The sequence below is a fragment of the Niabella aquatica genome (genome assembly GCF_054779315.1).
Genome location: NZ_BAAGYM010000038.1, coordinates 402,393 through 417,639, shown reverse-complemented (window position 1 = coordinate 417,639; position 15,247 = coordinate 402,393). Strand labels below are relative to the sequence as shown.

Annotated in this window: 13 protein-coding genes; 3 read left to right on the top strand and 10 right to left on the bottom strand. The window is 42.4% G+C overall.

Features of this window, described 5'->3' with window-relative positions:
- Window positions 1–6 precede the first annotated feature (6 nt).
- The 5 genes from ACYVBM_RS21450 to ACYVBM_RS21430 form a co-directional block, all read right to left on the bottom strand.
- Window positions 7–636 (bottom strand): hypothetical protein, encoded by a 630-nt coding sequence (locus tag ACYVBM_RS21450; protein WP_460687751.1) that lies wholly within the window; start codon window positions 634–636, stop codon window positions 7–9.
- A 211-nt stretch (window positions 637–847) separates the two neighbouring features.
- Window positions 848–1,375: a hypothetical protein gene (locus ACYVBM_RS21445; protein WP_460687750.1), complete on the bottom strand. Its 528-nt coding sequence runs from the start codon at window positions 1,373–1,375 to the stop codon at window positions 848–850.
- A gap of 11 nt (window positions 1,376–1,386) precedes the next feature.
- Window positions 1,387–1,623: a hypothetical protein gene (locus ACYVBM_RS21440; RefSeq protein WP_460687749.1), complete on the bottom strand. Its 237-nt coding sequence runs from the start codon at window positions 1,621–1,623 to the stop codon at window positions 1,387–1,389.
- A gap of 79 nt (window positions 1,624–1,702) precedes the next feature.
- The gene (locus ACYVBM_RS21435) at window positions 1,703–2,281 is read right to left on the bottom strand and encodes a DUF922 domain-containing protein (protein WP_460687748.1); all 579 of its coding nucleotides are present in this window, start codon (window positions 2,279–2,281) and stop codon (window positions 1,703–1,705) included.
- 122 nt (window positions 2,282–2,403) lie between these two features.
- Window positions 2,404–4,098, bottom strand: coding sequence for a hypothetical protein (locus tag ACYVBM_RS21430; RefSeq protein WP_460687747.1), 1,695 nt, complete (start codon window positions 4,096–4,098; stop codon window positions 2,404–2,406).
- A 158-nt stretch (window positions 4,099–4,256) separates the two neighbouring features.
- Between ACYVBM_RS21430 and ACYVBM_RS21425 the strand changes: the two genes are divergently transcribed.
- Window positions 4,257–5,618 (top strand): dihydroorotase, encoded by a 1,362-nt coding sequence (locus ACYVBM_RS21425; RefSeq protein ID WP_460687746.1) that lies wholly within the window; start codon window positions 4,257–4,259, stop codon window positions 5,616–5,618.
- 49 nt (window positions 5,619–5,667) lie between these two features.
- Window positions 5,668–6,987 carry a MutS-related protein gene (locus ACYVBM_RS21420; protein WP_460687745.1) on the top strand — a complete coding sequence of 440 codons (1,320 nt, stop codon included), beginning with the start codon at window positions 5,668–5,670 and terminating at the stop codon, window positions 6,985–6,987.
- Window positions 6,988–6,990: 3 nt separating this feature from the next.
- Here ACYVBM_RS21420 and ACYVBM_RS21415 read toward each other — a convergent pair whose 3' ends face one another.
- From ACYVBM_RS21415 to ACYVBM_RS21405, 3 genes are all read right to left on the bottom strand, one after another.
- Window positions 6,991–8,070, bottom strand: coding sequence for a DUF4856 domain-containing protein (locus ACYVBM_RS21415; protein WP_460687744.1), 1,080 nt, complete (start codon window positions 8,068–8,070; stop codon window positions 6,991–6,993).
- 224 nt (window positions 8,071–8,294) lie between these two features.
- The gene (gene yihA / locus ACYVBM_RS21410) at window positions 8,295–8,951 is read right to left on the bottom strand and encodes a ribosome biogenesis GTP-binding protein YihA/YsxC (RefSeq protein ID WP_460687743.1); all 657 of its coding nucleotides are present in this window, start codon (window positions 8,949–8,951) and stop codon (window positions 8,295–8,297) included.
- Between the two features lie 186 nt (window positions 8,952–9,137).
- Window positions 9,138–10,163, bottom strand: coding sequence for a GntR family transcriptional regulator (locus ACYVBM_RS21405; protein WP_460687742.1), 1,026 nt, complete (start codon window positions 10,161–10,163; stop codon window positions 9,138–9,140).
- A 418-nt stretch (window positions 10,164–10,581) separates the two neighbouring features.
- Between ACYVBM_RS21405 and ubiE the strand changes: the two genes are divergently transcribed.
- The gene (ubiE, locus tag ACYVBM_RS21400; protein WP_460687741.1) at window positions 10,582–11,325 is read left to right on the top strand and encodes a bifunctional demethylmenaquinone methyltransferase/2-methoxy-6-polyprenyl-1,4-benzoquinol methylase UbiE; all 744 of its coding nucleotides are present in this window, start codon (window positions 10,582–10,584) and stop codon (window positions 11,323–11,325) included.
- Window positions 11,326–11,330: 5 nt separating this feature from the next.
- Here ubiE and ACYVBM_RS21395 read toward each other — a convergent pair whose 3' ends face one another.
- Window positions 11,331–12,446, bottom strand: coding sequence for a formylglycine-generating enzyme family protein (locus ACYVBM_RS21395; protein ID WP_460687740.1), 1,116 nt, complete (start codon window positions 12,444–12,446; stop codon window positions 11,331–11,333).
- Between the two features lie 303 nt (window positions 12,447–12,749).
- Window positions 12,750–15,008, bottom strand: a complete 2,259-nt coding sequence (locus tag ACYVBM_RS21390; RefSeq protein ID WP_460687739.1) for a tetratricopeptide repeat protein — start codon at window positions 15,006–15,008, stop codon at window positions 12,750–12,752.
- Window positions 15,009–15,247: the final 239 nt, after the last annotated feature.

Genomic DNA, 15,247 nt, shown 5'->3' with positions numbered 1-15,247 from the left:
CAAGCCTTACCAATTCCGGCTCTTTCTAAAGTTTATTATTTTGTCAATATGCTTAATGTATTTCCTCACCTTCGCCTCCCGAAACTCTTTGTAAAAAATAAAAATCTCAAAACAAAATGCATTGTTCCTTTGCATAAAAACAACATGTCCTTTGGAATAAATACCCAGGTATTTATGAAATAAATTCAAGCTATACTCACCGGAAATATTTACTCCCAATTTATAAGATGCAAGAGAATCGTAAAATTTTACTTCATCAAATGAGTTTACTTTATGCTTAATAGTCAACAAATAGTTATTATTCACTTTTCTGCCGGGGAATAAAGCCTGGAACATTCTTGCAGTATCATTTCGTGGATTGAGAGGTGCATAATTAATTCCAATAAAAATGCTTGAATCAATGCTGATGTAACCATAATCCATGTTTCGGAGGAACTTTTGCTTTAAATTGCTATTTAAAGAATCAGGACCAGAGAAAAAATAATAATCCGATGATACAGAAATCTCAACAAATTCTTGGGGCATTGAAAGCTCTCCTCCTAAATTAGCGATTAGCTGTTTAAAAGTGACTGGTTGGGCAAATAAACTGTATGCCAGAAGAAAATAAAAAAGTAAGAAGTAAATTTTTTTTTCCACTTTTATAATAATTTTATTATGCACTTACTCGGTTATTTTAAACTTTCTGCAATACTAAATTTCCTCAATTCTTTAACCAATCTATAGCTTTTCCAAAGCATACGGTCTGACTAATGTTTTTAATATACTAGTATATCCTTGCTTTGACCTCCCGACGCTTAGTGTAAAAAATAAAATCTTGTTCGCCATCTCATAATAAGCAACTTTTATATTATTCATTAAACCTTATGCCATTAACTTGAAAGGTGTAACCTTGCCATATTTCAGATTCAGATATAGTTTTGACGCCATTTGCATCTTCATAAGTGTATTTCCCTATATTTGAATCCCAGCCTGTTATTACTATTGCGTGCATAACTCCGGATCCCATATCTTGCAAAGCTAAAATTGGACTATTACCCGAAGCATGCGTAGCACTACACATATCCTGTACGCTAATAAAACTCATATTGAAAATTCCTTGAGTAAAGTTGTATGGGTCGGAAAATCCTGAAACACCACTTATACCTGAAGCTCCGATAAAACTACTGTAGCCATAAGTTGATCCATAGGTATTCATAAATGCACTGACCGAAATCCCTCCGGAAATATAGTACCTACTTATAATATTCAAGGCTTCAAAATAACAAAGACCATCAATTCCGGAGCCTGCAAACACGTTAGCAGAATCTTCCTCGCTAAGAATATCAAATTCGTCTTGAAGCGATTCAAATTTCAAGCGTTTTAAGGATTTTTTCATATTGATTGAATTTAAAAATTACATATACTTATAACCGCCTTTATACCTTTTTCAAAGTTCACAAATCCGTTTAAAATGGAAATATCCGCCAACCCCTTTATTTCATTAGTTATGTTGGAGATAAAATAGCTCCTTATAAGAACTCTAGTTTTATCAAGCTCTTTATGGGAAAAAAACTCATCAATCCCAAACAACTCATTATATTTCAAAAACATATAAAAAAGCTCTGCAATATTTTCTTCATCCAATAAAAAACTTTTTACTCGAGACCATATCCTACTGATTGAGTGATTGTTTGACAATCTAAAATATGTGCTGAATAAATAACTATAACCTCCTTATCACCACTTTCTTCTTATACCGATCCAGCTCCATGAGCTGGCCGGCGATCTTATCGTCCCATTCATCCTGGGCGGCAAAATCTTCACCGTTCTGGGTATCTGCATCATACAGGCGATGGTACGCTTCAGCAGCTTTAAATTTTGCATTGACAAAGTCTGCAATTTCTTTTTGGTAGTTTTGGGTAAGCTTTAAAGTTTGCAGCTCCCGTGCCGCCTGGCGCGCAAATATTTCAGAAATATCAAAGTGCCTTTGCTCGTGCAGCAGCAAACGATGCTTGACAGAAGGCGTATAATCCAGCACGCGTTCTTTTATAAAAGTATGCTCTTTATGTACAGTAGCCTGCACTGTTATACGAATGCTGACGGGTATACCATTTACTTTTTCCGTGGTAAGGTAATAGGTAATGCCTGTTCGAGTGAGGGCCGCCACATTATCAGCCACCGCTTTTGTGCTGTCGTTCACTACCCTAAAATCCTGCAACTGCAGTTTCTTGCCCTCAGTCCAGAAAATGATACGGCTGCTATTGCCTCCCTGGGCCAAAGCAGTAATGCTAAAAAACTGCATTACTGCCAGTATATATAAACAGGCTGTTCTTATAAGTCGAATTTTGCTATTCAGCATTGCTGCAAAGGAACAGAGCGCTGTATATGCAGAGCTATGAAGTTCGATAGCAGTGCTGCAATTGATTAAAAATAAAAATCCCTTCTTCCAATGTTCCAGCGTAAGCCTACATTAAAAATCGTACTTTTTTTGGTAGGCACCACAGGATCAAGGTATCGTTGTCTTCGGATCATCCCCATCAGCTCCAGGAACAGATTCTCTTTTAACTCATAGGATAAAAGCAGGCTGGCCATGGCTGTATTGGTCTTCCAGCCGCTCCCCACATCATGACCATAATCGCCGGTGCGGGTAGCATTTGGCAAAAACAGGTTGCTTCCAAAGTTTACATTACCGGTGCTATCCAGCCCCTGCGTGTAATACATAGCACGGCCCTCGATCATCCATTTAGGCGCGGGCCTGTACCTTGCCACTCCTATCCATTCATTAAAGTTGGCCATTAAAGGATGTGCCAGCGGCTGATTGTAATGCGAATAGTTGGCTACAGAATCATAATGAGAATAGGTGTAGGGCCTCACCCGGTTCAGCTCCAGTTGCAGATCAAGATCCTTAACAGTGAATGCATCTATATACTTCGCTCCTACCTGGTACCCGAATTTATTAGCCCACCAGCCGTTACCGGCTGTTAATTCCGACAATTTGAACTCATCAAATAATAGTTGCCCGTACAATTGCGCCGTATGAGCCACATTGGCTTTAAAGTCCATACCCACTACCGCATTATCGGGGCTGCCCTGGTCGCGCTCTACGGATCTGTAAAAAATCACAGGCACCAGGTAACCCAGTTCAAAGCGATTCTTACGGCCAAATATCACCCCTTCAAACACTCCTAAGTTTAACCATTTTGTAACATTAATGTCCAAATGGTGCATGGCAGCGTATTTCTTTCCTAATAAATCATCATTAGGATTACTTTTATAGGCATTGGTCAGTTCCATAAACAGGTTCTGGTAATTGAATTTCCAGATGCGCGTATTCAGTTTCAGGAACAGGTTATTATTTCCGAAATCACTCAGGAATAAGCTGCGTTGCCCGTTGCCAATAAAATTTTTATCATAGCCAAAAGTTACATCCACGTATTTGGTAGCGCCGAAAGTAATATAACCCCTGGCATCAAAAAAGTCGCGCCCGCCGGCAGCTTTGAAATCTTTATAAAATCCCGCGCCTGGAACAGCAGTACGTTCCGCCATCCAGTCCTGCACATAAGTTGGGTAACGTTCCTGGTTATCGGTAAGCGTGGAATAAAAGCCTATTTTCTTCGCAATACGTCCGCGTATGGTAATGCCCCTTGTGTTATAAAACAGGTTCTGGTCATTATCCTTTTCATTCATATAGCCGATATTCAGCACCGGGTTGATCACCAGGTCAAAATCTTTACTATGCGTTTCAAACAGGCCTGCCGGGTACTGGTAAAAAGTATTGCCCACCAGTTTTTTGCTCATATAAGCATCCCGTTCCTCCTCGGGTACCCATTCCAGGTTATTAGCCAGCAGGCTTTTAATATAATATTTATCTGCATTCGTAAGATGGGCATCCAGTGCAGAGTCTGCCTGCAGGTAGCTTTTTACCGCCGGCACAAAAAACTCCCGGCTGTAAGGTTTGGTTTTACTTAGATTAAGCAGCGGGTCTTTCTGTGCCTTTATCTCCAGCCGGTCTAAAATAATTTCCTGCTTATCGCCCCTGGGCAGATAGGTTGTTTGCGCCCAGCCTATAAGCGGGGATAAAACAACGGCAAGTGTAGGCAGGTATTTCTTAAATTGCATAGTTTATGAATAAGGTTTAATTAAATTTATTTTTATAACACCGGCTGTTTTGCTACTATCAGCGTATTTGCGTCGCACACTTCAGCTGTGCTGCACAAATTAACTTTAAAACTGACAGGCTCAATGCAAACATCACGGTCAGCAAAAAAACAAAAACCATGCAAATATATCTTTTAAAAAATATCCAGGTAGTAAACGAAGGAAAAACTGAGATAAAGGACATTCTTATAAAAAACGGTCGTATAGAAAAAATAGACACCGGGATCCATACCACTGAAAACACCATAGAAATAAATGGAGAAGGGAAATACTTACTTCCCGGGATAATTGATGACCAGGTACATTTTCGTGAGCCGGGCTTAACCCATAAAGCGAGTATCTATACAGAAGCAAAAGCAGCTGTTGCCGGCGGCGTAACCAGCTTTATGGAAATGCCCAATACCGTGCCTCCTGCATTTACACTCGACCTGCTGGAGAACAAATATAATATCGCGGCCCAAACATCACTGGCTAATTATTCTTTTTATATGGGCACCAATAACACCAATGCTGCAGATGCCCTGTCTGCCAATGCATTTAAAGACCGCATTTGCGGCATTAAAATGTTCATGGGCAGCAGCACGGGCAATTTACTGGTAGATAATCCCCTGGTGCTGGAAAAAATTTTCAGCGAAAGTGAAATGCTGATCGCCACCCATTGCGAGGATGAAAAGATCATTAAAGCCAATATGCAAAAAGCACTGGATTCGGGGCGCGAGCTTACCGCGGCCGATCACCCCGTTATCAGGAATGAGGAAGCCTGCTTTGAATCTTCCTTTTACGCCGTTCAGCTGGCTAAAAAGCACAACGCAAGGCTGCATATCCTGCACATCAGCACAGAAAAAGAATTGCAGCTTTTTTCCAACATGCTGCCCCTGAAGGGAAAAAGGATCACTGCAGAAGTTTGCGTGCATCACCTGCACTTTACAGCAGATGATTATGTGCAGCAGGGTAATTTTATAAAATGCAACCCGGCTATTAAAGCGGCGCCCAATAAAGAAGCTTTATGGAAAGCCTTGCTTGATGATCGCCTGGATGTAATTGCCACCGACCATGCCCCGCACACTTTCGAAGAAAAAAACGGGCCTTATCTGAAGGCCCATGCCGGGCTGCCATTGGTACAGCACTCGCTGCCGCTCATGCTGTACTATTACAGCCAGGGGAAAATATCGCTTGAAAAAATTGCAGAAAAAATGAGCCATGCAGTAGCAGACTGCTTCTCTGTAAAAGAAAGGGGGTATATACGCGAGGGATATTTTGCAGATCTCGTAATTGTCGATACCCGGGCACCGTTCACCGCAGGAAAAGAAAATATTTTATACAAATGCGGCTGGAGTCCATTTGAAAAAGCCGGGGAGGGCGGCAGTGCCTTCACTTTCCCGGCAAGTATTACCCATACTTTTGTAAACGGGCATTTAGTTTATGGAAACGGGCAATGGGATGAGTCTATAAAAGGAGAAAGGCTTTTGTTTGAGCGATAGTGGTGACCGGAGCCAGGGAACCAGCAACTTGTAACCAGCAACTTATACTATGCAGATAGACGATATTTCTTTTAACGATATTTCTATATTTCACCAGGAAGAAAGCTACTCTATTTTTCATAAGCTCAACTTTACACGTACAGAAGGAGGCAAAGAGTGGCTTCGCCATTTTTTCTCCTCTCCCTTCAATGATATCAAAAAGATAACCGGCACCCAAAATGTTCTTAAAAAACTGATAGGGCATGTGGATGAGTGGCCGGAGGAAATCTCTAACGGAACCGTGCTGGTAATGGTCAAGTTCCTGGATTATGCTTTAGATACTATCGGTGATCACCCATCGGGCGTGGATGCGTTTATGTACCGCTTGCTGCACAGCGCGGATTACTCGATGGCTAAGTTTTCCATTAAACATTTTACAGATTTTTTCAGGGGGCTTAAAAAGATCGAAGCTATATTGACCGGGGTAGAGATGCCGGCCTATTTTAAAATTTATATAGACCGCATCAGCCATTTACTTGGCAATATTGAGCCGTTCAGGCAAATGGCCGGGATGGGCAAAGATGAGATGATTTCCCAGCACAAAACCCTGTACTTTGCTACTAATGTGCGCGGCAGCTATAAAATAGAAGTACAGGAGCTGATAGATCTTTACAGCAGGCTGGATGCCTGGTACTCCATGGCATTTGCTGTAAAAAAATACAACCTGCAATTCCCCGAATTTATTGAAAGCGAAAATCCTTTAATTGAAGCAAAAGGCCTGTATCACCTGCTACTGCACAACCCTGTTCCTTATCATTTGCAAATGAGCCCGGAACAAAATTTCCTTTTTTTAACCGGGGCTAACATGGCAGGAAAGAGTACACTGATCAAATCAGTGGGAGCCTGTGTATTTTTAGCCCATATTGGTATGGGAATACCGGCCACGGAAATGAGGCTGACCATGTTTGACGGTCTGATCAGTAATATTAATGTAATGGATAATATCGTTAAAGGAGAAAGCTTTTTCTTTAACGAAGTGCAGCGCATTAAAAATACCGTTCAAAAGATCAATGATGGTAAAAAATGGCTGGTACTGATAGATGAATTATTTAAAGGTACTAACGTAGAAGATGCCATGCGCTGCTCTTTGGCAGTGATTAAAGGTCTGGTTAAAGTAAAAACCTCGCTGTTTATCCTCTCTACCCATTTATATGAAACAGGCGAAGCGCTCAAAGCACTTCCTACTATTGCTTTCAAACATTTTGAAACAACGGTTACAGATGACGCCTTGTATTTCAGCTACCAGCTTAAAGAAGGCATCAGCAAAGACCGGCTGGGATACCTGATCCTTAAAAGGGAAAAAGTAGTAGAGCTGCTGGAACGTTTATAACCGCTATAGGCCGTATACACCTGTGAGCAGTGCCATTGCGGCATTTATACTTTTATAAGACGGATCCTGTACCAATGTATAAAAGTTCTCATCATCAAAGAAGCTCCTGAGCAACCAGTAATTTTCTGCGCTCAGCAGGCTGATGGTATAACGATACTTTAATGCGATGATAAACCCGTAAGCTTTAGAAAGCTCATTGAGCTTGCCGGCGATATCCGTATATTTTTTTGCAGCATCCAAATGAACGGCAGCAGCAGCGGCCAGGCCTCTTTCCAGGTTAAAATAAATAATACCGATATCGGTTCCCGCGATCCGCGAATCGCCTGCATACAGGGCTGTTTTTCCTCTCCGGAAACTTTCATATATTTTACTGCCAAGACGCAGTGAATCCGGCACTTCTGAAAAGCAGCCGGCTATGCTTAAGGGCCTGTCCCGGGGTATGGGCGCTGTTTCATAATTCTTAGCAGGGTCATAGTTCATGGGAAACCCGGTATAATCATACGCCAGCTCCCAGGTTTTACTGGCCGCTGCACTATTCAATTGAGCAAACACCCCCTTTAAAGCCATGGCACCCAGCATGGCATTGGCCCAAACCTCTTTATATGCTTTTCCATCTTTACTAAAAAGCCTTTTAGCAGATACAGGAGTAGTTTGCATTTGCCAGCCAGCCATACCATTGCTCCCTGCAACAGCATAATACCGGCTGTTGGCTACCACCGAATCGGCATACGCTTTAATAGAATCCGCATCAGCTGTTGCCGCCTGCAGGGTGACATTTGTCATCCTGTTCAGGATGCTATCGGCATAAGTAAAATCGGGGACCATTACTTCGGTAAAAGGCTTTCCCCTGTTAGCCCATAACGAATCAACAATATCCTGGTTTAACGTAGTATTAACCGATGTAGCCAGGTAATGCTGCATACCGTGCATCATAATAACTCGGGCTTTGGCAGATGAATCGGTATTTTCATATGGAAAAACTTCAGGTACCGAATAAGCCTTTAAGAAAGGTTCATTCTTCACACAGGATGCCATTCCCAGCGACAGTAAAAAAATACTTATTAATTTAAACAATATATTCATTGGACAATGCTTTGGATAACGGAAAACTTTTCAAAAATACCTGTTTTCTTTAATGAATAGAGCAATTAGGATATCCCTTACGGGAAATTGTAAACCGGCGCTATTTTTACTTAAGAAACATTTCCCGTTGTGACGGGGGAGAAAAAGACTGCATACAGGTATATCGCTTTATTTGTTCACAGAGGTTGCTTTGACAACCGAATAATATAAACGCTCTAAAAGCCTCATATCTTCCGCCCCTTCACCGATTCAAAATCCTTATTCATATCATTGATAAAATCAAGCACTTCTTCCCTTCCATCTCCTCTGATGGCCGAAGTAATAAAATACGGTGGCAGGTCTGCCCAGTTCTCTTTTAATGCTTCTATAAATTGCTGAACATTATTGATAGTAGCGCCCGGTTTGTTCTTATCCGCTTTTGTAAATACAATGGCAAAAGGCACCTGCCACTCCCCTAACTGGTTAATAAACTCCAGATCTATTTTCTGCGGCTCGTGCCTGCTGTCGATCAATACAAATAAATTACCCAGGTTGGGGCGTTTCAGGATATAATCCTCGATCATAGAGGTCCAGCTTTTACGCTGCTTTTGCGAAACCTTTGCATAACCATAACCCGGCAGATCTACCAGGTACCAGCTTTTCCCGGTTTTGGCCTTAGCCCCGCTTTTAGCAATATCGTTTATAATAAAATGGTTGATCAGCTGTGTCTTTCCCGGCGCTCCAGAAGTTTTAGCCAAAGCTTTTTTATTACACAGCATGTTTATTAAAGACGATTTACCCACATTGCTCCTGCCAATAAATGCATACTCCGCCTTATCTGCCGGCGGGCATTGTGTGTATACGGCACTGCTTTTTATATATGATGCGGAAACAATTTGCATGGAAAATATAGAATATTAAATGTAAAATAATGAATGTTGAATTTTAAATGTCGTTACTGGTTTCTGGTTACAAGTTACTGGTCACTGGGTTTCTGGATACTGGACGCTGGATGCCAGATTCATCATTTATTTCCATTAACTTTCTAACTTTTAAACCCTTCAATTTTTCACCCTTCCTCCTATCATCTAAAGGGAAGGCCTCAGCCTCAGGTAAAAAGGGATTTCTACCTGTTTTCTTTTACCTGCTAATATAAGCTGGGCCGCCTGCCTGCCCATTTCCTCAAAATCGGTAGAAATGGTAGTAATACCCTGCAATATCAGCTTTTTAAGGGGGGTTTCGTTATAGCTGATCACCCCGATATCCTTGCCCATTACAAGCTTTGATTCTTTTATTTTTTCTATCAACGTTACCAGGTCGTCTTCCATCAGACTGATATAGGCCGTACCGCTGCTTATTTTCTCCCTGCTGATGTCGTTGACCACATAATCCGAAAAGGCATACTGATGACAGAACCGCTTAAAGCCTTTTGTTATTTCGTTAGGAAAATAAGTGTGTGAAGGCACTATTATTTTAAGATGCTCATATTTCTTTAAACTGTCCAGTGCCTTTTCCAGGGCGCTGTAAATATCTTTTTCAAAATTCTCATATACCGCACTAAAATCGCCATCCACACCCGATACCAGCTTATCCAGCAGGATGAGCTTTTCCTTGGATATCGTATTCAAAATTTCATAAGCATTCTCCCCGCTCTCTATAAAATGAGTTACTACCACATAATGCGAATAATGCTTGCCCGCATTGGTAAGCAGGCGCTTAAAGAAATTAAAGTCATTATTATAAATGTAAAAATCAATGGCGGCATTATCGCCCAGGGTTTTAACGAAGGAGTCGTAAATAATTTTTTTATGAGCGCTTAGTTTATTAAAAAGCAAAAATACTTTGATGTCATTTTTTACATTGGTAGTTTTTACAAAAAAACCTTTTCCCGGCACCGACCCCAGCACGCCCAGCTTTTTCAGGTATTTGTAAGATTTTTCGGCGGTATCCCTTGATATGTCGAACTCAAAGCTCATTTCGTTAATAGACGGCATTACCTCATCGTTCCTGATCTTGCCTACAGCAATTGCCTTTATTACTGATTGAGCTAATTGCAGGTATTTCGGCGTTGACGAAAGTTCGTCTAACTCAATATTCTTAAAAAAATCCTTCATTAGCGTACAATTAGATGCCTAAGTTATGCAAATATAGGCAGGGGGAGCGGAAGAAAGATGACAGATCACGGATGACAGTTGACAGGTAGAAAAGTTGAAAGGTTTATAGTTCCAGGTTCCAGGTTTCAATTTGCAAGCATTGATCATCAGCTAAACAAAATAGCAACTATGTGTCCGGAATGTGATTAACATTAAGCATCAAATGTTGATTATTTGAGTATAGAATTTCTATATCATCTATTTGACTAAGTTTAAAGTTTGAGGCTTCTGTGCAAACAAGCGGCAGTAACCAGTATCCGTTCACATATCTTCACTTTTCCTCCGACTTCCGGATCTATGCGAACTTCCCTACTATTTTACATTCAATATTTAAAATTCTATATTCTACATTTCTAGCCTACCTCTTATCTTTGTGCCCATGCCGGCACAACCACACGACCATATTATACCATTCAGCGAATCTGGTAAAACCAAAAAAGAGCAGGTTGCTGAAATGTTTGACAAAATTGCAGGGAAGTACGATTTCATGAACCGTTTCCTCTCAGCAAGAACCGATGTGCGCTGGCGTAAAAAAGCGATCAACTCCCTTAAAAAGCGACAACCGCAGCATATACTGGATATTGCCACCGGTACGGGTGATATGGCCATCCGCGCCTGTAAGATGCTTCATCCCAAACAGGTTACCGGCATTGATATTTCTGCTCAAATGCTGGAGGAAGGAAGAAAAAAAATCGGGAAGCTCGGCCTGAGCGGACAAATACAGCTGGAAAAAGGAGATTCGGAAAACCTGCACTTTAACGATAACAGCTATGATGCTGTAATGGCGGCCTTTGGAGTACGTAACTTTGAGAACCTGGAAAAAGGCCTGTCGGAAATGCTGCGCGTTATGAAGCCCGGCGGACAATTATGCATCATAGAATTTTCGAGGCCCAGGCCCGCTTTTATCAACAACATTTACCAGATTTATATGAGCATTGTAGCCCCTCAGATTGCCAGGGCTTTTAAGCAGGATAAGCAGGCATATCAATATTTGAACAAATCGGCAAGGGCTTTCCCCGAAAGAAAAGACTTCACTTCGATACTGGATAAGGTAGGCTTTAAAAATTCACGCTATCAGGCGCTAACCTTTGGCATGTGCTGCATTTATTCGGCCACAAAATAAAGAGCTTATTGCGCATCTTTTACACACCTGAAGCCCGTGTGCTCCAAACCCGTATCGGGGCTGCTTTTCATACGGCGCGCTACCCGGTAACCGCTGCAATAGCTGTCATTACATAAAAAGCTGCCACCCCGCAGGCTGCGTTTTAACGTGTAGGGTTCCTGCGGATCGTATGATTTTTCCGGCCCTTGCGGATTTACCGTAAGATTTCCGGCAAGCTGTTTGTAATAATCATGGTTGTATAAATCGCTGCACCACTCCCACACATTTCCTGCCATATCATACAGCCCGTATCCATTCGGGGCAAAGGACTTTACAGGCGCTAATGTGAAATAACCGTCTTTTTCTTCATTCAGATAAGGGAACCTGCCTTCCCAGCTATTGGCCTTGGGAATGCCCTGGCTGATATGCTCATTACCCCACGGATAAATATTATTGATCAACCCTCCCCGTGCGGCAAATTCCCATTCGGCTTCTGTAGGTAAACGCTTGCCTGCCCATTGGCAATAAGCCTGGGCATCGTCCCAGCTTATATGTACTACAGGATAATGATCTTTTCCTTCTATGCTGCTGCCGGGTCCGTGAGGATGCTTCCAGCTGGCGCCCCTCACCCAACTCCACCACTGGCTATTATCGTTCAGGTCTACCGGTCCTTTCGATGGTATAAATACAAGGGAAGCCGCCTGCAGCACACTATCTGGTGGTTTTGGTGTACCCGGCGGAAGGGTCTTTTTTAACTCCTCCCAGTCAGGTTTACGCTCGGCCGTGGTGATATATCCTGTAGCCACTGCAAATTTTTTAAACTGTGCATTTGTTACTTCTGTGATATCCATGTAAAAAGGAGATACCTGCACTTCATGTTTCGGGTACTCATCTTCACTGGCCTGGTCGTTATCTGCCCCCATAGCAAATACACCGCCGGGAATAAGCACCATTCCTGCAACAGAAGTGTCACCGCTAAAAGCGATCCCGGAGGTATCTGCTGATCCAAAACGAGCCGGCACCTTCATACAGGAATGCGAAGCGTCTGCTTTCTGCTGCGCGTGATTATTACTGTTGTTTTTACAGGAGCCCAACAGAAACAATGCAACTGAATATAACAGGATTTTATTTACCGATACCATCTGGTAAAAATAGGCATATTTTTATTCTTATACAGAAGCCTCTACCTTCAGAGATATGGCCACCCTTTTATTTGTTATATGTGTACAGGGAGCAGCGATCCACACCTTCATAATATGCTGTTGTATAGAAAAAGCAGGCTACTGTCATGTCAAGATAAAGTTGCCTGTTATCTTCTTCCGATCACTATCCTAATGGTGTGGACCAATTTCCGTGAATCATCCGTCGGTTGAAGAGTAAGGACAGGTAGGTAACGCGAAAAAATGCACCCTTCACCGAGGGGCTGGCAGCAGGCCGGGAGGAGGTTACTGAACCAATCCTAACTGCTGGTATAGTTGCATAAACCTGCCATCTGCCGGATAGTATTTGCGTAGTGTTTGAGCATAAGGGATCGCATGCTGCGGCTGATTTTGCTGCAGGTACAGTACACAAAGGGCAAAGTTAATATCAGCATCGGCAGGATCTAACGCCAATGCCTGCTTGTAAAGCTTTGCCGCTTCATCGGGTTGCTGGCGCTGTTGCAGCAGCACGCCGTAATTATAATAAACACGCGGATTGGCTGATTTTAATGCAATAGCCTGCTTGAGGGATTTCTCTGTTTGTTCTGTATGGCCCATTTCATTATAAAGCAGGGCCATATTAAAATAAATGCGATCGTTTTTCGGATCGGTCTTCAGGGCATCCTGCAATACCCTGAGGGCATCGTTATTTCTTCCCATTATATTGTACAGGGTTGCGAGGTTCAAACGGGCATAGTTCATCACTGTATCTTTTTGCAGGCCGCGCAGGTAAAAGCTTTCTGCTTTTTCATAGTTCCTCAATTTCATAAAGTAATCAGCAGCCATCACATTACCTGCTGCAAAATCGGTTTGATACATGATGTAGTCATTCAACTCTGCCGAGACTTTGGAGTAAGCAGGGCCATAGTCCTGCTGCATTTGGGTACCATCTGCAGTAATTAAGGCATTGGCTGCCGCAATCCGAACAGCCCTTACTTTATCGCCCAGCAATGGTATAACACTGCCCCGCCATTTATTGGGATCAAAGCTTACCAGCCCTGTAATAGCCCGGTACCTGACCTGGGCATTTTCATGATCCAGCTCACCTAATAATATTTGCAGGCTGGCATCATTGCTTATGCGAGCCATATAATGCACCGCCGTAGCCTGTATAATAGCGGGTGTTGCGGTGTCTTTTATTAATTTAATCAGATGAGCCTGTGCCTGCCCGTCCATCCTGCTTCCCGGAACCAGGTCTTCTGCAAAATGGTATTTACGACCGGGACCATACCATTGATCAACAGCCTGTGCTGCCCAGGCTGCTGTTTTATCTTTATGACAATCATTACACGCATTAGGAGTTCCATTCTTTACAGATAAATCAGGACGCGGCACCCGGAAAATATGATCATGTCTCAAATCATTACCCATATAATACTTGGAAGGCATGTGGCAGTTTTTACAGGCAGCGCCATCTGTATTAACGGCATGAAAAGTATGAGCAGGAACATCATATTTTTCCTTCTGATGGCACTGGCCACAAACCCCGTTCCCGGTTATGAGCAGCTTACCGCTATGCGGGTTATGACAGTTGCTGCATTTTACACCATGCCTGTACATTTCGCTTTGTAAAAATGACGCATAAGTATAATCTTCATCATCCACCTGGCCATCGGCATGGTAATATTCTGTGCTGGGAATTTCAGGAATGAAATTATCCATAATTTCACCGGACTGTATCATGTGTGCACTAATATTACCCTTCCTTGCATGACAGGGAAAGCAGGCTTGTATTTCAGCCTGCTGCGTGCTATACCTTGCCAGGAGCATGAACGACCCGTTATGATTTTTCTTTTGGGGATCGTAGGCTTTGCTGCTCACAAAGTCAATATGGGCTTTGGCCGGGCCATGGCAGCTTTCACAGCTCACTGTTAAATTACTGAAGGTAGTCTTATAGCTGTCGGTTTCAAAGTCATAGTTTTTTTGCAGATTGGTGCTATGGCATTCGGCGCACATCGTATTCCAGTTCTGGGCATTGCCTGTCCAGTGCAGCCAGTCGCCTGCAGCAATTTTCTGACCTGCATACTGATGAAACCATTTATTGAGCCGGCTGTCCCAGCTCTGGCGTGTAACCTGCATGCGTCCCCTGTCAAACACTACCAGGTATTGCTGTAACGGGTAATAGCCGAATGTATATTTGATCTCATAGTCATGGTTTTTACCATCTCCGCCCTGGGTATTGATATAGAACTTCCCGTCTTTCTTAAAAAACCTGGAAGTAATACCATCCGCAGTATAGCTGCTGTTATTAAAATCACCTAATACCGTAGAATCGTTAGCCACCTGCATCGCCTTAAAATGATCTGAGATACTCCACTCCCGGTACTCCTTTGCGTGGCAACTGGTGCAGGCCTGGTCTCCTGCGTATTCATTACCGGCAACAGGCGTCTCTTTTTCCGGCTGCATACAACGCACGCTTATCAGTCCGGCTATTACAAACAAGCTGACAGAAAGAATAACATAAAAGTAAACAGGCCTTATAAATCCAGCGCCAATCATTAGCATGCAAATGTAGTTATTTGATACATCTATTGCTATACCACCATTTTATTATATGACTTCGATCAACATCACCCTAAATCATAAAAACTGATCCGCTGCATACATTCAAACAAGTGAACAGTTCTTTATTTATTGTACGATATTATCCCGGGCAGTCTACGCCCTTATGTTCCGCTTTATGCATTCCCGCTTATGTCATTCCTTACCAAATACAGGCATAGTCTGATTTATAATGTAAATAA